The sequence below is a fragment of the Avibacterium sp. 20-132 genome, assembly GCF_023611925.1.
Taxonomy (GTDB): domain Bacteria; phylum Pseudomonadota; class Gammaproteobacteria; order Enterobacterales; family Pasteurellaceae; genus Avibacterium.
Map to the genome: position 1 here is coordinate 2,061,728 of NZ_CP091456.1, position 23,916 is coordinate 2,085,643.

Consider the following 23,916-nt stretch of genomic DNA (forward strand, 5'->3'; position numbering starts at 1 on the left):
TTGAGACATAAATAATGTATCAATGAATGATTAAAAATGCGACTATTTTTTAGCTTGTTTTATTCAGGATATAATCAGCCTCTTGATTCCGACGTCGAGCATTCATTCCGCCGTTATCAACTTGTCGTCTTCTGATTGCATTGGCTAATGCAGTCATATCACCTGTATTAGCTGAGACGTTTGCTGCTTTTACCACAGACTCCAATTTACTCAGAGAACCATAATTGTAAGCCATTGAGGTTAAAACAGCTTGTGCATTTGGGGGTAATTTATCCCAAGTCTCGGCAGAAACGTTTCTTCTTGCAATATTTGCAAATTCTTTCGTTCTTCGGGCTAAATCTCGCTCCGCATCTTCTCTGGTTACGGTCATTCCAGCTTGTACTTTGATCACCGTACCATCCGCTTTGGTAATGGTATCTGAGCCGTAGCCTAAACGCTGTGCATTCATATCCCATTTTGCTGTACCAATAAATCCTTCAAACTTTCTCAATAGATTTGTCGCTTGATCAAGAGAGGAACCGTTGATGGGGGCAATCGGTTTATAATTGCCAGAATAGTTTCCGCTTGCGTTATAAGGCGGTCTATAAGGCACAACGTTGTTCACAATCGGAACATCTAGGGCAATATTTCGGCGAGGTAAGGCAATATCGCCTGCTTCCATATGATCTTCTGCATTTGGCGTGCCGTAAGCTAAGTCATTGACACGTTTATCCACGTTGTCATAGCCCTCTCCATGATTGCCAACATTGGCTTCGCGGTTGAGTTTGTTTTGGATCACAACAGATGCGGTGTTACTGGTGATCATTTTTTGCATATCCATTTCAAGTTTGACTTGAGAAATTTCTAAGTCAATTTTATTTAAGGTTTTTTCCAACTCTTCTTGTGCATTCTTATCAGCGGCAACATAAGGCTCTCGCATTCCTGCGAGTATTGCTCGACGTGCTAGCAACATTTTTTCCATCACTTTGGCTGTCGCGATTTCGGCACTCAAACGTTGGCTAAGCACTTCCACGTCGGGATCTTCGCGTAAGGCTTCAATGAGTCCCCGTGTAACAGGAATGGTATTGGAACTCAGTTCAGCTAGCATTTCTTTACTTGGTGTATCCATATTCAGCACTTGTTCAAGTTTCTCTACGGTTTGCACATTTTCTTCTTCAATCGCAGGCGCCAGCCCAACACCCGCTTTTGAGCTGGTTTTCGGACCACAATCTTCAGTACAGGTCGAGATGGATTGTTCACCAATGGTTCGGGTTAAAAAATCAGAGAGTTTTTGTGGTGAGTCAAAGGTTTGGCAAGTCGCCCCTGTACAAGATTGTCCTGTAAGTGGACTTTCATCTAAGGCATTGCGGTTATGTAAGAGGTTGTAACCTGCTTTAGAGACATCTTCAATCAATTTGATTTGTTTTTGATTTTCGCCGCCGCGTTTTTGTCCCCCAATCCATTCTTTACCATTTTTCCCTTTATTGTCTTCCGATTTTTTCTGTGCTTTTTGTGCATCGGGTTCGGTGGCCACAATGTCTTTATAATTTTCCAAATCCGCCGATTTTGCCCAACGCCCATTTAGGGTATAGTCAGCAAGTTGCTTGGACATCGCTTCACAACTGGTTTTTAGACGATTAAAATCAAGCCGTCCTTGATAAACGCCATTAGTCAGAATGTCATAAAGCTGCGGATTGGCACGCTGAATAACCATCGCAGGAAGACTGGCTACCGCCCCTTTTGCCGACTCCATCACGTTTCCCATTAAATCCTTAAATCCCTCCGTGATGCCATTTAATTGGTTTTTTACGGTGGTTTTAATGTCAAAATTACCGCACATTAAATTGGCTTTCCAGCCGATCCCAAATTCAATGGCTTTTAGGGATTTTGCTCGTGTCGGTGGTGTCATATAGCCTGAACCGCCGCCGATTTGATAGTAAATTTGATCGGATAAAACAGAGTCGGATTTATTGAATTGAATGTTGTCTAACAGGGAACTCTCTGCATAAATGGGAGATGTACTGAGTGCGAAAAGTACCGCAACACTGACTTTATTGAGTCGTTTCATTTTGTTTCCTTTTATTCGTTGTCGTTATACCAATCAATACTGTATAAAAAGGTTTGTCCACGACGCTTACAGCATTTATAAGGACGCCATAACGCCCAGGCATAATTGCCTTTTTCAGATAACATTGTTGGCGGGGTATCAGGGAATGCACTGCAAGATTGTTGCATCTCAGGGGAGAGTTGTTGCCATTTATGATTATTGGCATTGCCTTCTTTAACGGGTTTAGGATACCAAGTGCCTGCACCGCCTGTTCTCGCAGCAGGCTGATAAATATGGAGTTGTCCTGTGCGGGTAACAATGTCGGCAACACGCTGTGCAATGACGGCTGATGCCTTATAATCATCCACTTGGGTTACCGCACCACCGCGAGGAAAAATATTTCCCCACATCTCCGCCCCTGAACGCACTTCACGCATTCCTGGCGTGAGGGCTTCAGGGTAAAACATCTCGGGCAAATTTTGTCGCCAAGCAAAGTAATCAAGACTACTTAAAAAATACGGCATAAATGGTGTTGTTTGGGTTTGGCAATAATAACCTGTACTTTTTAACAAATTACCAATCGCCCCTTGAGGGTGGCCAAGTGCAGTAGCATTTTTAAAATTAAGCTGGCTGTAATTTTTTTGTGGTGAGCGATATTCCCCGCCTTTAACCCCTTGAGACATCACATTCATTTCTGACCACGGATTTTGTCCATCGTGGTTATAGGCTGAAACCACCATTTCAGGCAAAAAGTGGCGTACTTTTGTTGAAGTGCGAACTTTGCAACCAAAATAAGTGCAGAAGAGCCAGAAACAGGTGCCAACCACCTTGTATTCTAAGCAGCTAGTTGAGGCGCTCGATGCCATAATGGTTGCGGTATTGATTTCGCCTTGTGCTGTTGTAGTAAAAGCAAGTGCGGTACAAAGTGCGGTCAGTTTTTGCGGGATTTTTATTGTCACGTTATTTTCCCTCTTTTTGATTTATCCATTGTTTCCAAAGTTGAATGGCATACTGAACATCAGTGACACCATAAATAACACCTTGACCAAATTGTGGGCTGTCAAATAACATCGCGGGCACTTTGCGAATGCCCATTTGCCAGCCCATGATCACGCCTTGATAAGCCTGCTGTAATTCGCGGATTTGGGTTTGGCTATCAGGACGTTGAAAAAACGCTTTAGCTTGATATTCCGCTTGTGTAGGATTGGTACTTAAGCCTTGGCTAAGCTGGTCTTCCCATTGTTCGACGCGGTCGAGATGGTAAAGATGCTGAGCTAATTGGACATTTTGAATGGGATAGGCTTGTGTGCTGAAAACCGTGATATTGACTTCGCGTGGAAGTTCAGCCCAAGCAGCTATACTGATACTTAAACATACAAGGAGCGTTCGCTTTATCATGACCTTTTACCAACTAAAAGAGAAATAGCCCAACCTTAGCGAACTTCCAAAATGAACTGAATAATTAATTCTCTTTGAAATAGAAACAATTATTGTGCAAAGAAACAGCAAAAAAGGATTTTTTTATGGGAGTGAATTTTGTATGATAAGGGCATTAAGTCAGCTACTTTGGTAGCCCTTAAAACGTTGCAGAACACCTGAAATAGCAACGGACTAGCCCGCTGTGGTAGTTGTGTTCATTGCCGAAATAACCTCAGCATTCTGAAAGAGGTTTCAGTGATTACACTGTGAATGTGTCTTTTATCTCACCTGTTCAGGGAAAAATGTCCCTGCAGGGCGTTTCTCCTTGAACCTATGTTTAACTTCAATGGAGAATGCATTATGAGCAATTCACTTCCTTTCGATCCCTTTGGATCATCTCAACAACCCGAAAAAGCCAAAAAATCTTTTTCCTATGTTTTAGGTCGGGGTTTAGGCAAAGCCGTGGTTTTTGCACGCAACAAACTATCAGGCGTGAGCCAAGCAGTTCATCACAGTATTGAAGACGATGTTCAGCGACGTTTGGCTGAGCAAGAAGCCTTTCACGAAATGTTGCAACAGCAACAGGAAATTTCGTATTGTGAAGAAATCGAAAAACTTAAGCGGCGTCATTTAAAAGTCGTTCTCTCAATGAGCTTAATTGGCTTACTGATGGGGGCGGTGTCTGCGGCTATCTTATTTTGGTATTACTAAACTGACATTTAGTTAACCTTGCTACGTCCTTTGGGGAAACATATTGCTTCCCACAAGGAGGTTGTGTTTCCCCACTATTTTTAAGGAGAAACACAATGAGAGTGCAAATTTTATTCTCAGCAGTTGGAGATTATATGCCGAAATATCAGCATCTTGATACTAAACCCCAGCAAGCCTTGATTGATGAAATTATTCAGCGAGCTAAGGCTGTTTGGGCAGCTCGCCAACCACAAGAAAGTGCGGTGCGATTTTTACAAAAAATGCCAGCACAACATGGTTCACATTTTCGTTTTTTGGAGGTGACTCAAAAAGATGAAAATACCTTGTTGGTCTCAGGAGGGCGAACAAGATGAAAGCCAAGCTAAAAGCATTATTCCATCATTTACAGACAGTAACGTTATTGCGCTTAAGTGATGATTTACGCAAAGGGGCTTACCTGATGGGACTTGTAGGAACGGTTTTATTTTCAGACAACGTTTCTGTTCTTGAAGGGGGTTTAACCCTTCAACACCTATCTTAATCGTATCACGATAAGATATTCCTATCCTTAGGGGAAAACCTTTCCCTTGAGGAAATGTGTTTCCCCTTTTTTATTTTGGAGAAACACAATGAATATTTTACACACTTATTTTGACAATAAATTGGTTGAAGCAGGCTTTCCAAGTGAATTAACTATTGAAAGTTCGCTTTCTTATAGCCAAGGCGATGGCGTTGCTTTTTATGGGCGACTTTATTCTGATGATTGGATAAATTTGTATAAACACATTTATCCTGATCAAACAGAGAAAGCCTATCGCCGATTTGCATTTATTGCCGAATATATCGGGGCGAATGAGTATTTCAATGTACTTGACATTACGCGTAATCATTTCGGGTATCGTTATTCACATTGTAATACGATGAGTCTTGATGCTCGTCCAGCGGAAGAAGCGTTTTGCTTTCGAGATATTCGCAACAAAGATAAAGAAATGTTCAGAGAAATCTGGGATAGCTTTATTGCGGATTTAGGTGAATATATTAAAGCCATCTCAACAATGCTGGAACGTCTCGGTTATCGTTTACTGGAGTCGATGTATATTGAACCAGAAGAAAAACGTCGCACCATTAACACCAAGCAGTATCGCATTGAATTTACGGTTGAACCTGTGCCTTTTCATTATGGCTATTTTAGCTCAGAAGATTTTGGCTACGAGGATACCAATCAATTTTGCGAAGCCATCTTGAGTGGTATGAAAATCGTTGATTTAAGTGCCACGGTATATCACAAAGCACTCGGCATTCAAATGGGTGAGAGTTCTTTAAGTTGGTGTACTTGCTTGAGTGAGGATACTACTTACGGCGGCAGTCAACGTTATTTAATCCTTGATGCTATTCGTGAAGCAAGAACCTTTGCACACAAGTTGGCGGGCTTAACGCAATTACGTCAGCCTCAATAAATTGACTGACTTTTCAACCCAATCGGGGAACATTCCCGATTGTGGGGCTGTTCCCTTTTTCTATTTAGGAGAACAGTAATGAACAATTCAACACAGAAAACAGATATTTACCAAGAAATTACCGATCGCATTATTAGCGCACTTGAAGCGGGCACGGTTCCTTGGCTAAAACCTTGGAATAACCCTGAGGGTAATTTAGGTATCCCTCGTAATGCGGTATCAGGACGATACTATCAAGGAATAAATATATTACTTTTATGGCTTGCGGGTGCAGAAAATGGCTATCGACAATGTAAATGGATCACCGCTCGCGCGGCCAACAAATTAGGTGGCTATGTGCGTAAAGGTGAGAACGCGACGATTGTGGCGAGCTATTGTCCGATTGAACGTGAAAAATGCGACGATGAGGGTAACCCGATTTGTGATGAAGAAGGAAACCCTGAAATGGAGCAGTTTGCCATTTTAAAACGTTATCCTGTTTTCAACATCGAACAATGTGACGGTTTGCCGAAAGTAATGTTTGATCACGTTCAAGAACGTACAGTAGATGCTGAGCTGACCCAATACCAGATTTACGCAGATATTCGCAAAATTATCGATGGTATGTCGCTGACAGTGAATATCGGACCAAGTCCTAACGCTTTTTATCGACCGAGTGCCGATAAAATTGTGATGCCTGAAATGAAGCAATTCCATTCAGAGCAGGATTTTTACAGTGTACTTTTGCACGAAATGACGCATGCCACAGGGCACGCCTCGCGTTTAAATCGAGAAGGCATTGCCTCAGGTAAAGCCAAATTTGGCAACAAAGTCTATGCGTTTGAAGAGCTAATTGCTGAAATGGGCGGGGCATTTTTATGTGCACATCTTGGGTTTAACCAAGTTCCACAAAATGCCGCCTATATTCAAAGTTGGCTCAAGATTTTGAAAGAGGATAATCGTGCCATTCTCAAAGCCTCAGGGTTTGCCCGCAAAGCCTGTGAATATATGCTTGAGACGCTTGATGTTCAAAAACAATATGAACATTACTATCCTGAAGCAGCGTAAACCATACGGAGTGGCATCATTTAATGATGCACCTCTTCCTTTCAACCTTTAAAAGTGCGGTGAAATTTAACCGCACTTTTCCCAATGGGGATACATTTATCCCTTTGGGGTAGTGTATCCCTTTTATCATTTAACTTAAATAAGGAGATACACAATGCCAAATTGGTGTGAAAATACCCTTGAAGTAGATACGACCAATGCAACGTTAGCAAAAGCGATTGCTGAAAAAGTCTTTCGATTTGATCCAAAAGAGAAAGAACGAATCGTTGATTTCAATTTACTGATCCCTATGCCTAAAGAGTTAAATATCACTTGTGGTAGTTTGGGTGATTTCTCAGAAACATTGCTTCGTTTGGATCAGTCTCAGACACTAACGGATAACCTTATTGCGGATTATATTACTGGAAATGAGAGAAAGGGGTTAAGGCTCTCTTTATTATCTCGACAAAATAATTGGACTATTGGCAATTTTGTTTATTTTTTGAGAAATAATCCAGATGAACAAAATTATTTTGGCTATGACTTAGCATTGGGACAGGCTTATATTGATAATCAATTAAAATATGGTGCTAGAACATGGTACGACTGGGCTTATAACAATTGGGGGGTCAAGTGGAACGCAAATACCCAATATTGTGATGAGTTTAATGAAGGTAATACCTGTTTTTATGTTTGCTTTGATACGCCTTGGAACCCACCTAATGAATGGGTAAATACGCTTATTCAGACATTTCCTGAGGCCAAAATAAAATTGACTTATTTTGAACCAGGAATATTTTTTGGTGGTGTTGAAAGTTCTGATGAAGCAGAAACCTGTTATTACCAATATCCTGACTCAACCAAGCAAGCCTTAAAAATCGCGGAAGAATTTGGTTATTCTGAAGAGGATTTTAAGTTTTCTTAACAGTAAGGTTTAGACAATACGTTAACCCTAGGGGTAATTCCCTAGGGGGATTATCTCTAGTTTTTCATGGAGATAATTATGCGTAATTATGAGAAAGAATTTATCCAATTATTTAATAAGATAGCGCCTCAATACCGACGTTCTTCCGTATTTTTAGATTTTATCACACTTTCTGCGATAGAATTTTATCAAGCCACTTACGGTGCAAATGCTGATGCAGATTTAATAGCACGATTTAAGCATTCAAGGGCACGTTATGATAATGAAGAGTTTTTAAAATTGGCTCAACTTTTATCAATCGTGATCAATGCACTCACTGAGAAACCATACGATTTTCTCGGGACAGTTTTTATGGCACTGGAACTCGGCGACAATTATAAGGGGCAGTATTTCACCCCCTCTTATATTGGTGATTTAATGGCTAAAGTCGTATTACAAGATTGTGATAGTACGATAAATCGCAAAGGATATATTACCCTTTCGGAGCCTTGCTGTGGATCAGGTGTTATGGTGATCGGTTGTGTTAATACACTGTATGAATATGGATTTAACCCTCAAAAACAGTTTTGCGTGCATTGCCAAGATGTTGATTTCACAGCTGCGATGATGTGTTATATACAATTATCACTTTTGCACATTCCCGCTTGTATCGTTGTAGGGGATACCTTATGCGATGAACAACGTATTTGTATATATACGTTAGCGTATGTTATGGGGGATTGGTCATCAAAATGGGCTCTCAGTGATATTCAAAATAAAGCAGAGGCTGAAATTGTCGATGCTGAAGAATGGATTGAAACTGAATCGACATTAAAACCATCGTTTTTCCCTGCCATTGTGGGAGAGGAAGAAGTACTTGATGAAGATGAAGTGATTTTTTACTGATAGAACAAAAGCACTCAATAATGAGTGCTTTTTACTATTACGACGATGTCAAATACATTAGATAGGTATATAGACTTACTGCTTTCTAAGCATGTATTCAATATTATCCAATGTGTCCAATAGCACTGTTACAAGTACTTTGTTGTCTGATTTCTTTTGTAGTAATTTAGATATACATCTGTTGAAGTAGGTTGAATTATGCATTAACAATCCAAAATTTGGAGCTGTTGTTATCGTTGCCGTTTTGATCTCATTTCTAAATTTAAAAGTAAATTCTATAACTTTATCTCTACAATAAAGTTCTAATGTCATGCATAGAAAACAGAATAATAAATTTATAAATGCTTCCTCTGTAAAAGCACAATATAAAGAAAAAAATAAACTGCACATAAGAAGGCCAGAAAATATATAAATTAGGATATTAATATTCTGTATAATTTTCCGTTCTCTTTGTTTTAAGAATTTCCTTAAGTAGTTAGAAAATTCAGTAAACTCAAATAGATACTTTATTAATTCTTGTTTTTCGTTCATTTTGTTTTTCCTTATGTGCATCTTCATTTAATAGGACTATTTTGAGTAAATGCCGCATTCAGTTTTAAAATGTTATGGTTCATGATATTCCTCATTACCGTTTTTAATTATATTAAGTATTATATTTTCGCCAAACCCGTAATACCGTACTTTCACTTGTATTAAGGATTGCAGCGGTCTCTTTAATGGATGTCCCATTTTTTCGCTGTTCAATAATGGCGTGGTGTAATGCGGTATTAGGTTGCCGTCCTTGATATTTCTTTTGTTTGCGTGCTAGTGCAATTCCCTGATATTGTCGTTCTTTTCGTTTTTGGAAATCATTGTGTGCCACACTGACGGCAAGTTTTAAAAACATATTCTGCATTGCAGAAAAGAGATCCGACATTAAAAATTTAGGGTCAAAAACCTCCGCACTTGTACCGAGGCTTTGTGACACGGTATCAAAGTCAAATACCTCAGGAACCTGAATTTTTGCCCCTTTTGATTGTATGGCATTAATTAACTCAAGGGCTTTTTTCGGTTCTAACCGTGTTAAGCGATCGATACTTTCAGCAATCACGATATCGTTTTGTTGCAAATCACTAATTAACCGAGAAAGTTCTGGGCGTTTTTCCCATTCTGTTGTACCTGAAATTTTTTCACGATAAACCGCAACCACATAAAATCCTTTTTGTTTTGCGTCCTCAATCAATTTATCTTGGCGTTGTAGGTCTTGCTCTTCGGTTGAAACCCGCATATAAATTCGTGCGAACATAAAATACTCAATATACCTTCATTAAGGTCATTTTTTTATGACTCTGTTATTGAACCCCATTTTCGGTCTAAATGACGGAGGCATTTAATGGCTTTTTGCCAGTGTCATTGAGGTATACCCTAATGACAGTAGCTATTTTGCAAAATATCAGGAGATTTTAGGAGAATTAATTGTTTTGAAATTTCAGAGAATTTAGGAGAGGAAAAGTCATTTAGGATAAATATACTGGAACAGGAGGAATAAGATGACCTAAAAATGAAAATCTTGATTATCGTTATAACTCTTCTTTTTTCAAGTTGGGCCAATGCTCAAATTCAAGCGGGCCAAATTTGCCACGCTGATCCCGAAGTGACAGCGTATAACTATGCAGGCATATGGGAAAAATTTGAAGATGGCTGGATTTGTAATTATTGGCAGTTTTTGCCAGAAGATGAATGGGAAGAGGTGATTATAGAAGAAGACAGCATTGAAACTGAAGCAGAGGAATAAAAATAAACCCCAATCAATTAAATTGGGGTCATCGCTTTTGCAAAGGGGGGTCCAGCTAATCAATGATTGCTATCTTCACAGTCCCTAAGTCTTCCTATATGCTATACTTCAATCGCAGTGTTGTCAATGTATTAATTAATATGGTTTAACGTTATGGTGTCTAAAATTAGCGAGTTGTACTCTCTCTTATCCAAATCAAGAATAGAAACATATTTATCTTATTTTAAAGATGAGAATGACTCAGCAGTAAAAGAGAGGTTGGCATACGAACTTTATATTTGGAACATACAAATAAGTGCCGCACTTTTGGAAGTGATTAGTCTATATGAAGTGGTATTACGAAATTCCATTATTAACGCGTTAGAACCTAGTTATAGAATACATAGCATTTTAAATGACAATTTTATTCGTGCATTAAAACCCGCAGCAAGAGAAGAATTGCTCCGTGTTGTAAATAAGTTATCTCCGCACAAAACCTACGAATTTTATTTTACCAATGGACGCTTACAGCCGTTAAGGATAGATACAACTGAGATTTCGCCAGGAAAAGTTGTAGCAGAGCTTAACTTTATATTTTGGGAAAATATGTTATCAAGAACGCATCGGGTAAGATGGATAAATCATTTTAATAAAGCGTTTCCTAATGCTTGTATCTCTACATCTAATGAGAGAGATTCAATTATCAATGATATACATAGTATAACGGGTCGAGTACGTTATTTAAGAAATAGAATTTGTCATCATGAGCCAATTTTTGATGAAAATAAAATTGATCTCATCAGCGTATTTAATGAGATAAAGCAGGTACTATGTTATATCTCGCCTGAAATAACAGAAATATTGGGACAACTTGAACGAATAAGCCAGACAATATTACGAAAACCCCAAAAGGGAAAAGGCCTAAGGGAAATCCCCTAAGGGATTTAAGGGTAACCTTTCCAAGGGGAAAGGTCTTACCCGAAAAGGCCAAAGGGCTAAATGGCCTTTTCTCGCGTTATTTATATTTTTTATGAGATATCTGAATGTTCAAATCGCTGACACAACTTTTCAAATCAAAGCCAAATACGTCTAACATTAAGAAAGAAAATGCAGTACAGAGGCAGGAAAAGCAAGATATAGAGGGGTGGATTACACCTTATTCTGCACAAACTTTACTTAATACGGAATTACGGCAGCGTTATCTTGGTTTACTCTGGCAACAAGTCTCAATGACAAGAGAAATGTTTGGGCATTTGTATCAAAAGCCCATTGAACGTTATGCCGAAATGGTTCAACTCTTACCCGCCTCAGAATCGCATCATCACGCCCATTTAGGCGGTATGCTAGATCACGGTTTAGAAGTGATTTCGTTTGCGGCTAAGTTACGTCAAAACTATGTTTTACCATTAAATGCAGCACCAGAAGAGCAAGCGAAACAGAAAGATGCTTGGACTGCAGCCGTGATTTATTTCGCCTTAGTCCACGATGTTGGTAAATCTGTTGTAGATATCGAAATACAGCTACAAGATGGGAAACGTTGGCTTGCTTGGAATGGCATACCAACATTGCCTTACAAATTTAGATACATTAAGCAGAGAGATTATGAACTCCACCCTGTATTAGGGGGATTTATTGCAAATCAATTAATTGCAAAAGAAACTTTTGATTGGTTGGCAACCTACCCAGAGGTATTTTCTGCTTTGATGTACGCAATGGCAGGACATTATGATAAAGCCTGCGTATTAGCTGAAATTGTACAAAAAGCCGATCAAAATAGTGTTGCATTGGCTTTAGGTGGCGATATTACTAAATTGGTTCAGAAACCCGTTATTTCTTTTGCGAAACAACTTATTTTGGCTTTACGTTATTTAGTTTCACAAAAATTCAAAATTAGTGCCAAAGGTCCTGGAGATGGCTGGCTTACGGCAGAAGGATTGTGGCTAATGAGTAAAACCACCGCGGATCAAATTCGAGCTTATTTGATGGGACAGGGGATTAGTGTACCGAGTGATAATCGTAAGTTGTTCGATGAAATGCAGGCTCATCAAGTCATTGAGAGGACCTCGGAGGGGACGGCAATCTGGTATTGTCAGCTAAATGCAGACGCAGGTTGGAAACCCAAAGATAAGTTTAGTTTATTACGCATTAAACCTGAGGTAATTTGGGATAACATTGACGATCGTCCAGAATTATTTGCGGGAACAATTTGTGTTGTAGAAAAAGAAAATGAGTCAGAGGAAAAAATATCAAATACAGTAAATGAAGTACAGGATACTGTGCCAGTAAACAAAAAAGAAAATAGAGAACTTACTTCAAATTTACAAGAGGAAAATACCGCACTTCAATCGCTTAATCTCTCTCAAAATTCTGAGGCAGTTGTAGAAAATCGTGATAATAACAGTGTTGATTTTTTACTCAATATGTTCAGTAATAGCAATGAGCAACAAGTGGCGAATATCCCCTCTGCTGACGCTGAAGCTGGAACAACAACGTTATTAAAATCTGAGCCAGAGAATTTGAATACACATATCGACGTTGAATCAAATGCTATTCCCGAGCCTCCAACATCTTCAACAAATAACGACTCGCATTTCAAATCCGAAGGGCAGAAATTTGTGGATTGGTTAAAAGAGAAACTTCTTAAAAATCAACTCACTTTTAATGATCGCACAGCAAAAGTCCATATCGTTAAGGACTGTTTGTTTATTGTCAGCCCAAGTTCCTTTGAACTCTATTTACAAGAGAGGGGAGAGCCTTATAATGAAGAAAGTGTAAATAATTTACAATATGAATTTCAATCACTCGGCTTGCATAGAAAGCGAATCATCAAAGATGATACCGTAAACTTTTGGCGTTGTAAGGTGATAGGTCCAAAAAAAGAATCCTTCTTAGTGGGCTATCTTGTTCCAAATACCCAATTATTTTTTGGTGACAAGATTTTAATCAATAATAGACATCTATTACTAGAGGAGTAAAGCTATGCAAAATACCAGCACAACATTTGAGCTATTATTACAGCAATTTTTTTTCACAAGCATTTACGCTTAGATACGAAGAAAAGTTATGAAAAAGCAATACGGCAATTATGTCGGCGTTGTGATGTAATTTACCCCAATGAAATTACGCGCACTCATTTACTTAATTGGCGTAACACTGTCGTGGGGGAAGGAATTAAACCAATCACTTGGAATAGTTATTTACGGCATTTAAAGTGTCTTTATAAATTTGGAATTGAACAGAATTTGTTTAACTATAATGAAAACCCATGCGATAAATTATTTTTACGAGTAGGGAAGCCAAAAAGAAAAATTCTTACCGAACGACAATTAATAAAATTAGATTTTTTTCTTAGTAGTGAGGAAAATTTGCCAACAGTATTGAATCCCCAATGGTTTATTCAGGCATTAGTTAATACATTTCGTTTTACTGGGATTCGCCGAGCTCAATTACTTCGTTTGAAAATAGGTGATATTGATTTATATCAGAAAGTTATCCATATTTCTCCAGAGATTAACAAAAATCATGAATATCATTGCATTCCTATTTCAGAGAGATTATTTCCTTATATTGAAAGATTGGTTATTGAACTAAGAAAATATAAACAGTCTTCTGATTCTCAGTTATTCAATATTAATATATTTCGCAAAACTCGATATAAAGGTCAAACCACAACAGAATATCAAATAAGTCACCTTTTTAGAGTAATTTCAAATAAGTTAGGTTTTCAAGTTTCTCCTCATCGTTTCAGACATACTGTAGCAACCAATCTGATGAAAAATCCAGATAATCTTTATGTTGCGAAACAATTACTTGGACATAAAGATGTGAGAGTTACATTAACTTATATTGAAAGTGATGTTGAAATGCTTAGAGAAAAAGTGAACTCAGATTTATTATAAAATATCACTATCCAGCCTTTACAAACTCTAGATTTTGTGTAAGATCGGAGCAAGATTGGTATGTTACAGGGCTAATCAATCACGGTGTATCGGCTGGGTATTTATAGTGAAAGATCCTGTAGCATTACTTATAACAGTTTTTGTGCTTGTAGAGGTTTTACGCAAAGGATTGGTAAAACCTCTAAAAAGAAAAATTGGGCGTAATTGATCGTTAGAAATGCAAGTGCGGTCTAATTTTTAAAAAAATTTAGTAAAATGCCTAGACGTTCATCTAGGCATTTTTTTTATATTTTCTCTTTAATTAATTTCGCCATCATTTCGATATGGGCAGGTTCTGCGTTAAGGGCAGGGATATATTGGAAGGATTTTCCCCCATTCTGAAGAAAAATTTCGCGATTTTCTACTTCAATTTCTTCCAATGTTTCTAAACAATCTGCAGAAAAACCGGGGCAAATAACCGCAACTTTTTCGATACCTTGCTGGTGAGTTGCATTTTGTAAGAAATGATCCGTATAAGGCTGTAACCATTCTTCACGTCCAAAACGAGACTGAAAGCAGAGTTGCCATTGATTTTCTGTTAAACCTAGACGATCGACCACAGCGAGGGTGGTTTGTTTACAGTGTTCACGATAATAGTCGCCCTCTTGTTCATAACGCAATGGAATACCGTGATAGGAAAACAGTAAAAATTCATCCGATTTCATTTTTGCTTTAATAGCTTGCGCTAAGGCATCAATATAATGCGCATCAAGATGATAAGAATGGATAAATTCAAATGGGACAAGCCCTCGAATGGACTTTAATGCGTGAGCAAAACAATCCAAGACTGCCGCAGTTGTGGTGCTACTATATTGTGGGTAAAGCGGTAGCACAATAATTTTATCAACTTGATTTTTGAGTAAATTTTCCACCGCACTTTGCATAGAGGGATTGCCATAAGTCATTCCTATTTCAACAATGGTATTGATTCCTTGTTGTGTAAAATATTGCTGTAACTTTTGTTGCTGCTGTTTAGCAATGACCAATAAGGGAGAGCCTTGCTCCGTCCATACACTACGGTAAGTTTCAGCCACCCGTCTAGCACGTATTGGTAAGATGATGCCACGAAGCAAAGGATACCATTTCCAACGGGGCAAATCGACGACGCGAGGATCGGTCAGAAATTGCCATAAATAACTTGAAATAGCCTTGGGTTGAGGGGCATCTGGAGTGCCTAAATTGGCAAGAATAATGCCGATTTTTGGTTTTTTCATTGATTGACCACGCTTAATGTCAGTTTTGCGAAGCAGCATAGTTTATCGGCTTGATCTTTAATGTCAATTTGCCAAAATTGAGTGGTTTTTCCTAAGCGGATAGGGGTTGCTCTGGCGGTTACCACGCCTTCTCGAACTGGGCGAAGGTGGCTTGCGTTAATTTCTAATCCAACAACGGCTTGGTTTGTTTCGACACAGCAAAACCCAGCCATTGAACCTACGGTTTCGGCTAATGCGGCAGAAATCCCACCGTGTAAAAAACCCATTGGCTGGGTGGTACGTTGATCAACAGGCATCGTGGCTTCCAACCAATCGTCCCCTTGGGCGTGAAATTGAATGCCTAAATGTGCCACGGCACAATGGGCATTAAATTGATTAAGTTGGTCTAAAGTAAATGATTTTTTCCAAATTTTCATTGTGTTTTCTAACTGAGTAAGGTTAATAAGGCTTGTACAGGGTGTTTCGGCTGCCATTTTTCAAAACGTTTAACTTGGCTACGGCAAGAGTAGCCCGTGGCAAGGCAATAATCAGGATTTTTATCGGCAAGTTTTTCTTTCCAAGAACTGGCATAAATTGCTTTAGACATAGCAAAATGTTGCGTTTCGTGCCCAAATGTTCCCGCCATTCCGCAGCAGCCAACCGTTTCCACTTGCAAGGCTTGCCCAAAGGCTGCAAAGATTTCTTGCCATTCTTTCGGGCTATTCGGTAAGGCGGTGGATTCTGTACAGTGGGGGAATAAATGCCACTGTTGCCCTTCAGGTAAAGTGCGGTGGTTTTTTTGTGAATTTTTTATTCCTTGCGCTAATTGCTCAGAATGTAACTGATTTTTCAGCCATTGATGTGCGGTAAGCACTTGGAAATCACCACGTTCATCACCTAAAATTTCACGATATTCATCACGATAAGACAGCACGATGGCGGGATCTACGCCGACGAGGGGCAGATTTAACTGCGCCATTCGATTTAAAAATGCCGCCTGATTTTTGGCTGTTTTAGCAAAGCGAGCGAGAAAACCTTTGATATGCTGGGCTTTGCCATTAGGCTTGAAAGGCAACAAAATGGGACGATAGCCCAATTTTTGAGTAAGTGCCACAAAATCTGCCACGACTTTGGCATCATAATAAGAAGTGAAAGGATCTTGTACGATAAGCAGCATATTTTGCTTTTCGATTTCACTTAAGTGTTCTAATTGTTCTAAACTTAACCCTTGATAATTGAGGGCAACCAGTTGCTGTTGCAAATTCGGTTGGCTTAATAAGGGTAAATCCACCATTCCTAAGGCTTTTTTGGCTAGTGGCTGAGTGATTTTGGCTGCCGTGAAAAAGTTAAAAAATGTCGGTGCTTTTGCCATATAAGGGGCGATGAACTCTACATTAGACACCACATAGTCTTTAATTGGGCGAGTGTAACGTTGATGATAAAAATGTAAGAATTTCGCACGGAAACTTGGCACGTCAATTTTTATCGGACATTGGCTAGCACAGGCTTTGCACGAAAGACAGGTATCCATCGCCGCTTTCACTTCGTGAGAAAAATCATATTCACCGCGTAATTTTCCAAGGCTATGACGAATTTTGGCTACAAAATCGGTGAGTTTTATTTGGTTTTTGCGAAAATCTAATTGCTCAGGGGATATGCTTTGGTTCGCCAGTAAACGTAACCATTCACGCACCATTGCCGCACGTCCTTTCGGCGAAAATAAGCGATTTTTACTTACTTTCATTGAAGGACACATTGCGCTATGTACATCAAAATTAAAACATAATCCATTACCGTTGCAATTCATTGCTCCAGCAAATTCCGTTTTCATCTGTATTGGAATTTGACGATCTTGATCCGCACGCATTGGCGATAGGATAGCGTAGAGTGTTTGAGTACTATCAAGTGCGGTGCAAATTTTGCCCGGATTTAACCGATTGTGCGGATCAAACAGCGTTTTGATATAACGTAATTCTTGCCATAATTCAGGCGTGAAGAAGGTTTCACCATATTGTGAACGCATTCCTTTGCCGTGTTCGCCCCAAATTAATCCACCATATTTATGTGTCAGCTCTGCCACTTGATCGGAAATTTGTTTGAACAGTTTCACTTGTTCTTTATCGCATAAATCAAGGGCTGGGCGAACGTGCAAAACGCCCGCATCAACGTGGCCGAACATTCCATATTCAAGCTGGTGGCGATCTAATAACGCACGAAATTCACAAATATAATCCGCTAAATGTTCTGGCGGAACGCAGGTATCTTCAACGAACGGAATCGGTTTTGCTTGACCTTTTGCATTGCCTAATAAACCGACGGCTTTTTTGCGCATTGCATAGATACGTTCAATAGAGGATAAATCATTACAAACTTGATAACCGATAATATCATCTTGATTTTGCGAGATTTTTTCATCAAGTTGTAGGCAAAGTTGTGCCACTTGTTTTTCTATCAATGATTTACTATTGCCAGCATATTCTACGATATTCAAACCAAGAATGGGATTTTCTTGATCTTCGATAAGTAGATCGCTCACTGAATGCCAAATAATGTCTTGCTTGGCAAGGTTTAGCACTTTGCTATCTATGGTTTCTACCGAAAGTGCGTTGGCTTTTAGCATAAAGGGGGCATTACGTAACGCTGCATCAAAAGAGCGATACTTAATATTAATTAATGTGCGATATTGTGGAATAGGGGTGAGATCTAAGGTGGCTTCACAAATAAACGCAAGTGAACCTTCTGACCCCGTTAAAATGCGGGATAAATTAAATTCAGTTTCATCATTATTGAAGACATTCTTGAGATCATAGCCTGTTAAAAAGCGATTAAGCTGTGGTAAATCACGCAGGATTTCGTTACGCTTTTGCTGACAGCGCTGAAAAATTTCTTGATGCAGATGGCGACTACGCTGAGAAATAGGTTGTTGCTGTAATGATTGCTCAAAATCTGCGGTGTTGAGTGCGTGAGTATCAATCACTTCGCCGTCTATTAATACTGCACGCAAGCCTAAAACGTGATCAGAGGTCTTGCCATAACGCAATGACCCCTGTCCTGAGGCATCAGTGTTGATCATTCCGCCTAACGTAGCACGGTTGCTGGTGGACAATTCTGGCGAGAAAAATAAGCCATAAGGTTTCAAAAATTGATTGAGTTGATCTTTTACCACGCCGGCTTGCACTTTCACCCAGCGTTCTTGCACATTGAGTTCAAGAATTTTGCTCATATAGCGTGAAAGATCCACAATAATATTGTTATTTAGGGATTGCCCATTCGTGCCAGTGCCACCACCACGTGGCGTAAAAGTGAGAGAAAGGTATTTTTCTTTTTGTGCTAATTTGGTTAGGCGAACCACATCAGCGGTATCTTTAGGAAACAAAATGGCTTGTGGCAGTTGCTGATACACACTGTTATCCGTTGCAAGGCTTAAGCGATCTGCATAGCTTGAAGCAATATCGCCAGTAAAATGTTGGCGTTTGAGTTCCTCCAAATAATCAGAAACTAAAGGGGAAAGCTGTGGGACATCAGATAAACGTGGTAGCATTTTATTACTCATACAATGATTAACATAATGAATGAAGTTTAGCATATTGTTATGATCCTTTCATCGAAAGAAAGGGATCAATTTTGTTTTTTCTGAAAGGTAAAGCGATAAAATTGCCTTATTTTTGCTCAAAAAATCATCTTGAATAGTAAGTGCTTGTATGAATTTTGAGCTAAAAAGAGAAAAATCGTTTGATTTTCTATTTTTTCAAGCTGATAATATATCCGCTTTGAATAGGTTCGATCTTAATTAGATTGAACGCATAAGCGAAGTAGAAATAGAGAAGCTATCGTTCTCTAAATACTTATAAGATTAAACTTAGCCATAAACTATGGGGCTATTTTATAAAAAAGTTTGTTTTTTTGTAAAAAAAGTTTAAGATCAACGTACACACATTATGTGTTTAGGTTTCATTTGGCAACTGATACTAAATGAAACTTTCATTTTAAATTTATTGATGACTAAATAGAGGATCATCCAAATGAAAAAAACTGCAATCGCATTAGCTATCGCTGGTTTAACTGCTGCATCAGTAGCACAAGCTGCACCACAAGCAAATACTTTCTATGCTGGTGCTAAAGCTGGTTGGGCATCTTTCCACGATGGTTATGGTCGTTTAGATGGTACGGATTATGGTGTTTTACGTAATTCCGTAACTTACGGTGTATTTGGTGGTTACCAAATTACTGACAACTTCGCTGTTGAGTTAGGTTACGATGATTTTGGTCGTGCTAAACTTCGTCAAGCTGGTAAAACAGTTGCCAAACACACTAACCATGGTGCGCACTTAAGCTTAAAAGCGAGCTATCCAGTATTAGAAGGTTTAGATGTTTATGGTCGTGTTGGTGCTGCATTAATTCGTTCAGATTATAAAACTCCTAAATCAGTAGGAACTTTCCATGAGCATAGCTTAAAAGTATCTCCTGTATTCGCTGGTGGTTTAGAATATAATCTTCCATCATTACCAGAATTAGCGTTACGCGTTGAATATCAATGGGTTAATGGTGTTGGTCGTTTAGAGCAAGATGGTCAACGTGTAGATTACACACCAAGCATTGGTTCTGTAACAGCAGGTTTATCTTACCGTTTCGGTCAAAGTGCACCAGTTGTAGCGCCTAAAGTGGTTTCTAAAACTTTCGCATTAAGCTCTGATGTAACGTTTGCATTCGGTAAATCTAATTTACGTCCAGAAGCACAAAGCACATTAGATGGCATCTACGGTGAAATCGCACAATTAAAATCTGCAAACGTTGCAGTAGCGGGTTACACTGACCGTATCGGTTCAGAAGCTGCGAACTTAAAATTATCACAACGTCGTGCAGAAACTGTTGCAAACTACTTAGTATCTAAAGGTGTTTCTCAACAAGCTATTTCTGCAACTGGTTACGGTGAAGCAAACCCTGTAACTGGTGCTAAATGTGATTCAGTTAAAGGTCGTAAAGCATTAATCGCTTGTTTAGCTGATGACCGTCGTGTAGAAATCGCGGTTAAAGGTAACGAATAATTTTTCGTTAATACTTTAATACGTTTATAAAAAAGACCTAAACGAAAGTTTAGGTCTTTTGTTATCTCATCATTTTATCGTTAAGGAAAAGAGAATGAAAAAGTGGATTATTGTGCTAATTGTCGCTGTCATCGCCGGTTTTACATTAATGACCAGCTACAATGGTTTAGTGCAAGCAGAAGAAAAAATTGATTCCGTATGGGCGAATGTTGAATCGCAATATCAACGCCGTGCAGATTTAATTCCCAATATCGTGAATACAGTAAAAGGTCAGGCTAACTTTGAGAAAGAAACCTTAACGGGAGTAATGGAAGCGCGTGCAAAAGCGAGCCAAACTAAAATTGATCCAAGTAATATGACAGAAGAGCAATTAGCGCAATTCCAACAGCAACAAAACTCTGTGGGATCGGCATTATCACGTTTATTAGTCACAGTAGAGAAATATCCAGATCTTAAAGCTCACGAAGGCTTTATGAATTTACAAGCCCAATTAGAAGGGACAGAAAACCGCATTAATGTTGCTCGTGATAAATTTAATGAGGCAGCGCGTGAATATAACCAAAAAATTCGCCAGTTCCCAACGAAATTAGCGGCAATGATTTTTGGTTTTAAAGAAAAACCTTACTTCAAATCTGCCGTGGGATCTGAAAACGCACCGGTTGTCAGTTTTAACTAAGATCGATCTATTATGGCGCTATTTTCAAGAATCCCTTTTAACAAAAAGCAAATTGAGGCGGCAATTGTTCGCCTCGAACAACAAACTTCCGCAGAGTTGCGTGTTTATATTGAACGCCACATTGCAAAATCATCAAGCTCGGTAATGGAACACGCCTTATCTGTTTTTCAAAAATTAGAAATGACAGCCACACAAGCGCGTAATGGCGTGTTGATTTATATTGCTTATAAGGATCATCAATGTGCCATTATTGGTGATGAAGGCATTCATCAGTATGTAGGAGAAAACTTTTGGCAAGCACAATGTGCTGAAATGACAACGCATTTTAAGCAAAAGGTTTATACTCAAGGCGTTGTTAATGCGATTAATAACATTGCTCAAGTGTTGGCACAGCATTTTCCTATTCAGCCAAATGATCGTAATGAGCTGGATAATGAGGTGATTATTAATGATTAAGCTTATGAAAAGTGCGGTCGTTTTTTTGCTTGTTTTTTGGAGTTTAACCGCGAATGCGGTTAATTTCCCACCATCGCCTAATCCTTTTCATTATGTCAATGACTGTACTAAAACCCTTACTCCATCAGAAAAACAACGTTTGGAAAATAAGCTAGTTGCTTATTCTAAAGAAACCAGTTCACAAATTGCAGTGGTGTTAATTCCAAGTACGGGGAATTATGATATTGCACAATATAGCTTTGAATTGGGCGATAAATGGGGCATTGGTCGTAAACAGCTAAATAATGGCGTATTAATGTTGATTGCCATCAACGATCGTAAGATTTTTATTGCCACAGGACAAGGACTAGAAGGAGCGTTGCCTGATGCTTTCCTTTCTCGCGTCATACGTAATGTCATTACTCCCGCCTTTAAACAGGGGCATTATATGCTCGGGATTGATCGTGGATTGGATTACATCATTGCCGCAAGTAAAGGGGAATATGATACTGCTGAGACGGAAGAGGATGATTGGACACAATATATTCCAATCATAATGATCAGTATTTTTGTCTTATTTGTGCTGTTTGGCGAACTAAGTTGGCGTAGAACGCCTTATATCAGCCCCACCAATAATCACAATGGACAAATTTTCCGCCAACCACCTATTGGCAGACGCCGTAGCGGTGGTGTTGGAGGCGGTTTTGGCTCAGGAGGCGGCTTTGGTGGTTTTGGTGGCGGTTCTGGCGGAGGCTTTGGCGGTGGCGGTTTTGGTGGCGGTGGTGCTGGCGGAAGTTGGTAATACTTGATTATTCTGCTCGGGTTATTGGTATCTCAAGCCCCTTATGCTACAATCTGCCCACTTAATTAAAAACGAGGACAATTATGGAAACCTTAGAACGTATTAAAAAACAAATTAGCGAGAACCCAATTCTGATTTATATGAAAGGTTCACCAAAATTCCCATCTTGTGGATTTTCAGCAAGAGCGGTAGAAGCCTTAATGAATTGTAAAGTGCCTTTTGGTTATGTGGATATTTTACAAAACCCAGATATTCGTGCAGAACTTCCTGCCTATGCGAATTGGCCAACTTTCCCGCAATTATGGGTAGAAGGTGAGTTAATTGGGGGCTGTGATATTATTCTGGAAATGTACCAACAAGGCGAATTACAAACCTTATTATCTGAAGTGGCTGAGCGTCATAAAGAAGAAAATTAATAAAATTTATACCGCACTTATACAAGTGCGGTTTTTTTATCTCAATTTTTTATTATTAAAACCGTGAATTACTTCACAAATTTAAATATTACTCTTTGCTTATTGGAAATGATTTGCATATTATTTGCACCATAATAAGTGCTATTTTAATAGCCTGTAATGGTCATATTTTGCTTTCCGAGTGTGCCTCTAATGAGGCACTTTTTTTATTTCTTATTTTACTTAAGCCAAGGTTTCACATATTCACTATTGAGTAAGTTAATTTCACTTTGTTTCCAGTATAAATCTAACGTCCTTTCCCCTTCTGCATAAGAATTAAGTGCATAAGGCGGATAAACGAAATGAATTCCTTCTTGATCGAAATAAAATTCAGGTGAAATATAGAAACCCTCTAAAGAAGTAAAAGGGACTTCCCCCGGCTCAAGCCCCTGTATGTAAATTTTCCATAGCGCATCGAGTAATTTGGGCTGATTTTCTGGAGAAATTAATTTTTCAAGGGTGATCAAGGCTTTTTGCTGAACATCAAAATTGAGATAATGAGTCATACCAAACCCGTGCGCACCGCCCTCATAAGTATAGCTATCTATTCTAAATCCTAGCCAATTTTGGCGTTGTCCTAGGTAGTAGGAGGAAAGAGAGAATTCTTTTCCTATTGAGCCTTCGGCTAACATTTCTTTACGATATTCTTGATAAATTTGTGCAAATTTTTGACGGAGTTGATCTTTGTCGATTGTAGTCAGTGGTGGCGAATTTTCATTTTCTTCATTTGCGATATATTGCGCCCATTGTTGGCGAAGCAAAGCATCAAGCCATTCAATATGGGTTTCAGGTATCGTAACTGAAACATTGATATTTGCTTCACTTTCAGTGTTTTTGAGATTGAATGTTTCCTCTTTTTGGAAGAGCGGTGAAATTTCTACCTGCAATGTCGGAAATAAGGATTTTTGTGCATTGAGTTCATTTTTTAGTTGGGTGATTTCTTGCTGCTGGCTTTGTTGGGCTGTTTCCGCTTGTTGCAATTTTTGCTGTAATTCAGCCACTTGTTTATCATCACAAGCAGAGAGTAAAAAAATCGTACAAAAACTTAAGGCAAAAATGGTTTTGTTCATTTGGGGTTTCCTCTTGATTGTTTTGTGGTCAGTATAAGTGAATAATGCGTTTTACGCGACAAAATGTTTATATTTTGTTTGCATAAATATTTCGTTATAATTGACCGAATTTCGATGCAAT

At 38.9% G+C, this 23,916-nt stretch carries 25 protein-coding genes; 16 read left to right on the plus strand and 9 right to left on the minus strand.

Going from position 1 to position 23,916, the window contains the following annotated elements; translation table 11 throughout:
• Positions 1 to 49: 49 nt before the first annotated feature.
• From L4F93_RS09905 to L4F93_RS09915, 3 genes are read right to left on the minus strand one after another with little or no spacing between them, the layout of a single operon-like run.
• On the minus strand, positions 50 to 2,047 hold the full coding sequence (locus tag L4F93_RS09905; RefSeq protein ID WP_250350098.1) for an integrating conjugative element protein: 1,998 nt from the start codon (positions 2,045 to 2,047) through the stop codon (positions 50 to 52).
• A gap of 11 nt (positions 2,048 to 2,058) precedes the next feature.
• Positions 2,059 to 2,985: a TIGR03756 family integrating conjugative element protein gene (locus tag L4F93_RS09910; RefSeq protein WP_395895764.1), complete on the minus strand. Its 927-nt coding sequence runs from the start codon at positions 2,983 to 2,985 to the stop codon at positions 2,059 to 2,061.
• A gap of 1 nt (position 2,986) precedes the next feature.
• Positions 2,987 to 3,424, minus strand: a complete 438-nt coding sequence (locus L4F93_RS09915; RefSeq protein ID WP_250349929.1) for a TIGR03757 family integrating conjugative element protein — start codon at positions 3,422 to 3,424, stop codon at positions 2,987 to 2,989.
• 381 nt (positions 3,425 to 3,805) lie between these two features.
• Here L4F93_RS09915 and L4F93_RS09920 point away from each other — a divergent pair, with 381 nt between their 5' ends.
• From L4F93_RS09920 to L4F93_RS09950, 7 genes are all read left to right on the plus strand, one after another.
• Positions 3,806 to 4,156 (plus strand): hypothetical protein, encoded by a 351-nt coding sequence (locus L4F93_RS09920; protein WP_035686545.1) that lies wholly within the window; start codon positions 3,806 to 3,808, stop codon positions 4,154 to 4,156.
• Between the two features lie 95 nt (positions 4,157 to 4,251).
• Positions 4,252 to 4,509, plus strand: a complete 258-nt coding sequence (locus tag L4F93_RS09925) for a hypothetical protein (protein WP_250349930.1) — start codon at positions 4,252 to 4,254, stop codon at positions 4,507 to 4,509.
• Positions 4,506 to 4,676, plus strand: coding sequence for a hypothetical protein (locus L4F93_RS09930; protein ID WP_250349931.1), 171 nt, complete (start codon positions 4,506 to 4,508; stop codon positions 4,674 to 4,676). The genes L4F93_RS09925 and L4F93_RS09930 overlap by 4 nt, the downstream gene beginning before the upstream one ends.
• 88 nt (positions 4,677 to 4,764) lie before the next feature.
• Complete coding sequence (locus L4F93_RS09935; RefSeq protein ID WP_250349932.1) at positions 4,765 to 5,592, plus strand: hypothetical protein; 828 nt, start codon at positions 4,765 to 4,767, stop codon at positions 5,590 to 5,592.
• Between the two features lie 78 nt (positions 5,593 to 5,670).
• On the plus strand, positions 5,671 to 6,639 hold the full coding sequence (locus L4F93_RS09940) for an ArdC family protein (protein WP_250349933.1): 969 nt from the start codon (positions 5,671 to 5,673) through the stop codon (positions 6,637 to 6,639).
• A 154-nt stretch (positions 6,640 to 6,793) separates the two neighbouring features.
• On the plus strand, positions 6,794 to 7,543 hold the full coding sequence (locus tag L4F93_RS09945; RefSeq protein WP_250349934.1) for a hypothetical protein: 750 nt from the start codon (positions 6,794 to 6,796) through the stop codon (positions 7,541 to 7,543).
• A gap of 78 nt (positions 7,544 to 7,621) precedes the next feature.
• Positions 7,622 to 8,428 carry an N-6 DNA methylase gene (locus L4F93_RS09950; RefSeq protein ID WP_250349935.1) on the plus strand — a complete coding sequence of 269 codons (807 nt, stop codon included), beginning with the start codon at positions 7,622 to 7,624 and terminating at the stop codon, positions 8,426 to 8,428.
• A gap of 75 nt (positions 8,429 to 8,503) precedes the next feature.
• On the opposite strand, the gene L4F93_RS09955 is transcribed toward L4F93_RS09950, so the two are convergent.
• Entirely contained in the window at positions 8,504 to 8,959 is a 456-nt protein-coding gene (locus L4F93_RS09955) for a hypothetical protein (RefSeq protein ID WP_250349936.1), read from the minus strand.
• A 112-nt stretch (positions 8,960 to 9,071) separates the two neighbouring features.
• The gene (locus L4F93_RS09960) at positions 9,072 to 9,713 is read right to left on the minus strand and encodes a recombinase family protein (protein ID WP_250349937.1); all 642 of its coding nucleotides are present in this window, start codon (positions 9,711 to 9,713) and stop codon (positions 9,072 to 9,074) included.
• Between the two features lie 255 nt (positions 9,714 to 9,968).
• Here L4F93_RS09960 and L4F93_RS09965 point away from each other — a divergent pair, with 255 nt between their 5' ends.
• The 4 genes from L4F93_RS09965 (at position 9,969) to L4F93_RS09980 (ending at position 14,080) form a co-directional block, all read left to right on the plus strand.
• Entirely contained in the window at positions 9,969 to 10,202 is a 234-nt protein-coding gene (locus L4F93_RS09965) for a hypothetical protein (RefSeq protein WP_250350099.1), read from the plus strand.
• A 153-nt stretch (positions 10,203 to 10,355) separates the two neighbouring features.
• A complete protein-coding gene (locus tag L4F93_RS09970; protein WP_250350100.1) occupies positions 10,356 to 11,120 on the plus strand; it encodes an Abi family protein in 765 nt (254 codons plus the stop codon).
• Positions 11,121 to 11,224: 104 nt separating this feature from the next.
• On the plus strand, positions 11,225 to 13,156 hold the full coding sequence (gene mobH / locus L4F93_RS09975) for a MobH family relaxase (protein ID WP_250350101.1): 1,932 nt from the start codon (positions 11,225 to 11,227) through the stop codon (positions 13,154 to 13,156).
• Positions 13,157 to 13,255: 99 nt separating this feature from the next.
• Positions 13,256 to 14,080 carry a tyrosine-type recombinase/integrase gene (locus L4F93_RS09980; protein ID WP_046097284.1) on the plus strand — a complete coding sequence of 275 codons (825 nt, stop codon included), beginning with the start codon at positions 13,256 to 13,258 and terminating at the stop codon, positions 14,078 to 14,080.
• Positions 14,081 to 14,364: 284 nt separating this feature from the next.
• On the opposite strand, the gene hemH is transcribed toward L4F93_RS09980, so the two are convergent.
• From hemH to ydiJ, 3 genes are read right to left on the minus strand one after another with little or no spacing between them, the layout of a single operon-like run.
• Positions 14,365 to 15,333, minus strand: a complete 969-nt coding sequence (gene hemH / locus L4F93_RS09985; RefSeq protein ID WP_250350102.1) for a ferrochelatase — start codon at positions 15,331 to 15,333, stop codon at positions 14,365 to 14,367.
• Complete coding sequence (locus L4F93_RS09990; protein ID WP_250350103.1) at positions 15,330 to 15,749, minus strand: hotdog fold thioesterase; 420 nt, start codon at positions 15,747 to 15,749, stop codon at positions 15,330 to 15,332. Before L4F93_RS09990 ends, hemH begins: the two co-directional genes overlap by 4 nt.
• Before the next feature lie 8 nt (positions 15,750 to 15,757).
• The gene (gene ydiJ, locus L4F93_RS09995) at positions 15,758 to 18,853 is read right to left on the minus strand and encodes a D-2-hydroxyglutarate dehydrogenase YdiJ (RefSeq protein ID WP_250351680.1); all 3,096 of its coding nucleotides are present in this window, start codon (positions 18,851 to 18,853) and stop codon (positions 15,758 to 15,760) included.
• 481 nt (positions 18,854 to 19,334) lie between these two features.
• Between ydiJ and ompA the strand changes: the two genes are divergently transcribed.
• From ompA to grxD, 5 genes are all read left to right on the plus strand, one after another.
• Positions 19,335 to 20,357 (plus strand): porin OmpA, encoded by a 1,023-nt coding sequence (gene ompA / locus L4F93_RS10000; RefSeq protein WP_250350104.1) that lies wholly within the window; start codon positions 19,335 to 19,337, stop codon positions 20,355 to 20,357.
• Positions 20,358 to 20,451: 94 nt separating this feature from the next.
• Positions 20,452 to 21,033 (plus strand): LemA family protein, encoded by a 582-nt coding sequence (locus L4F93_RS10005; protein ID WP_103853020.1) that lies wholly within the window; start codon positions 20,452 to 20,454, stop codon positions 21,031 to 21,033.
• Between the two features lie 12 nt (positions 21,034 to 21,045).
• A complete protein-coding gene (locus L4F93_RS10010) occupies positions 21,046 to 21,489 on the plus strand; it encodes a TPM domain-containing protein (RefSeq protein ID WP_250350105.1) in 444 nt (147 codons plus the stop codon).
• Complete coding sequence (locus tag L4F93_RS10015; protein WP_250350106.1) at positions 21,482 to 22,270, plus strand: TPM domain-containing protein; 789 nt, start codon at positions 21,482 to 21,484, stop codon at positions 22,268 to 22,270. Before L4F93_RS10010 ends, L4F93_RS10015 begins: the two co-directional genes overlap by 8 nt.
• 83 nt (positions 22,271 to 22,353) lie before the next feature.
• Positions 22,354 to 22,686 (plus strand): Grx4 family monothiol glutaredoxin, encoded by a 333-nt coding sequence (grxD, locus tag L4F93_RS10020; RefSeq protein ID WP_250350107.1) that lies wholly within the window; start codon positions 22,354 to 22,356, stop codon positions 22,684 to 22,686.
• 218 nt (positions 22,687 to 22,904) lie between these two features.
• On the opposite strand, the gene L4F93_RS10025 is transcribed toward grxD, so the two are convergent.
• A complete protein-coding gene (locus tag L4F93_RS10025; RefSeq protein WP_250350108.1) occupies positions 22,905 to 23,795 on the minus strand; it encodes a DUF3298 and DUF4163 domain-containing protein in 891 nt (296 codons plus the stop codon).
• Positions 23,796 to 23,916 lie beyond the last annotated feature (121 nt).

Excerpts from the sequence above, each read along its gene's own strand:
- L4F93_RS09905 (WP_250350098.1), bottom strand. The coding sequence starts at position 2,047 with ATGAAACGACTCAATAAAGTCAGTGTTGCGGTACTTTTCGCACTCAGT.
- L4F93_RS09915 (WP_250349929.1), bottom strand. The coding sequence starts at position 3,424 with ATGATAAAGCGAACGCTCCTTGTATGTTTAAGTATCAGTATAGCTGCT.
- L4F93_RS09920 (WP_035686545.1), top strand. The coding sequence starts at position 3,806 with ATGAGCAATTCACTTCCTTTCGATCCCTTTGGATCATCTCAACAACCC.
- L4F93_RS09925 (WP_250349930.1), top strand. The coding sequence starts at position 4,252 with ATGAGAGTGCAAATTTTATTCTCAGCAGTTGGAGATTATATGCCGAAA.
- L4F93_RS09930 (WP_250349931.1), top strand. The coding sequence starts at position 4,506 with ATGAAAGCCAAGCTAAAAGCATTATTCCATCATTTACAGACAGTAACG.
- L4F93_RS09935 (WP_250349932.1), top strand. The coding sequence starts at position 4,765 with ATGAATATTTTACACACTTATTTTGACAATAAATTGGTTGAAGCAGGC.
- L4F93_RS09940 (WP_250349933.1), top strand. The coding sequence starts at position 5,671 with ATGAACAATTCAACACAGAAAACAGATATTTACCAAGAAATTACCGAT.
- L4F93_RS09945 (WP_250349934.1), top strand. The coding sequence starts at position 6,794 with ATGCCAAATTGGTGTGAAAATACCCTTGAAGTAGATACGACCAATGCA.
- L4F93_RS09950 (WP_250349935.1), top strand. The coding sequence starts at position 7,622 with ATGCGTAATTATGAGAAAGAATTTATCCAATTATTTAATAAGATAGCG.
- L4F93_RS09955 (WP_250349936.1), bottom strand. The coding sequence starts at position 8,959 with ATGAACGAAAAACAAGAATTAATAAAGTATCTATTTGAGTTTACTGAA.
- L4F93_RS09960 (WP_250349937.1), bottom strand. The coding sequence starts at position 9,713 with ATGTTCGCACGAATTTATATGCGGGTTTCAACCGAAGAGCAAGACCTA.
- L4F93_RS09965 (WP_250350099.1), top strand. The coding sequence starts at position 9,969 with ATGAAAATCTTGATTATCGTTATAACTCTTCTTTTTTCAAGTTGGGCC.
- L4F93_RS09970 (WP_250350100.1), top strand. The coding sequence starts at position 10,356 with ATGGTGTCTAAAATTAGCGAGTTGTACTCTCTCTTATCCAAATCAAGA.
- mobH (WP_250350101.1), top strand. The coding sequence starts at position 11,225 with ATGTTCAAATCGCTGACACAACTTTTCAAATCAAAGCCAAATACGTCT.
- hemH (WP_250350102.1), bottom strand. The coding sequence starts at position 15,333 with ATGAAAAAACCAAAAATCGGCATTATTCTTGCCAATTTAGGCACTCCA.
- L4F93_RS09990 (WP_250350103.1), bottom strand. The coding sequence starts at position 15,749 with ATGAAAATTTGGAAAAAATCATTTACTTTAGACCAACTTAATCAATTT.
- ydiJ (WP_250351680.1), bottom strand. The coding sequence starts at position 18,853 with ATGCTACCACGTTTATCTGATGTCCCACAGCTTTCCCCTTTAGTTTCT.
- ompA (WP_250350104.1), top strand. The coding sequence starts at position 19,335 with ATGAAAAAAACTGCAATCGCATTAGCTATCGCTGGTTTAACTGCTGCA.
- L4F93_RS10005 (WP_103853020.1), top strand. The coding sequence starts at position 20,452 with ATGAAAAAGTGGATTATTGTGCTAATTGTCGCTGTCATCGCCGGTTTT.
- L4F93_RS10010 (WP_250350105.1), top strand. The coding sequence starts at position 21,046 with ATGGCGCTATTTTCAAGAATCCCTTTTAACAAAAAGCAAATTGAGGCG.
- L4F93_RS10015 (WP_250350106.1), top strand. The coding sequence starts at position 21,482 with ATGATTAAGCTTATGAAAAGTGCGGTCGTTTTTTTGCTTGTTTTTTGG.
- grxD (WP_250350107.1), top strand. The coding sequence starts at position 22,354 with ATGGAAACCTTAGAACGTATTAAAAAACAAATTAGCGAGAACCCAATT.
- L4F93_RS10025 (WP_250350108.1), bottom strand. The coding sequence starts at position 23,795 with ATGAACAAAACCATTTTTGCCTTAAGTTTTTGTACGATTTTTTTACTC.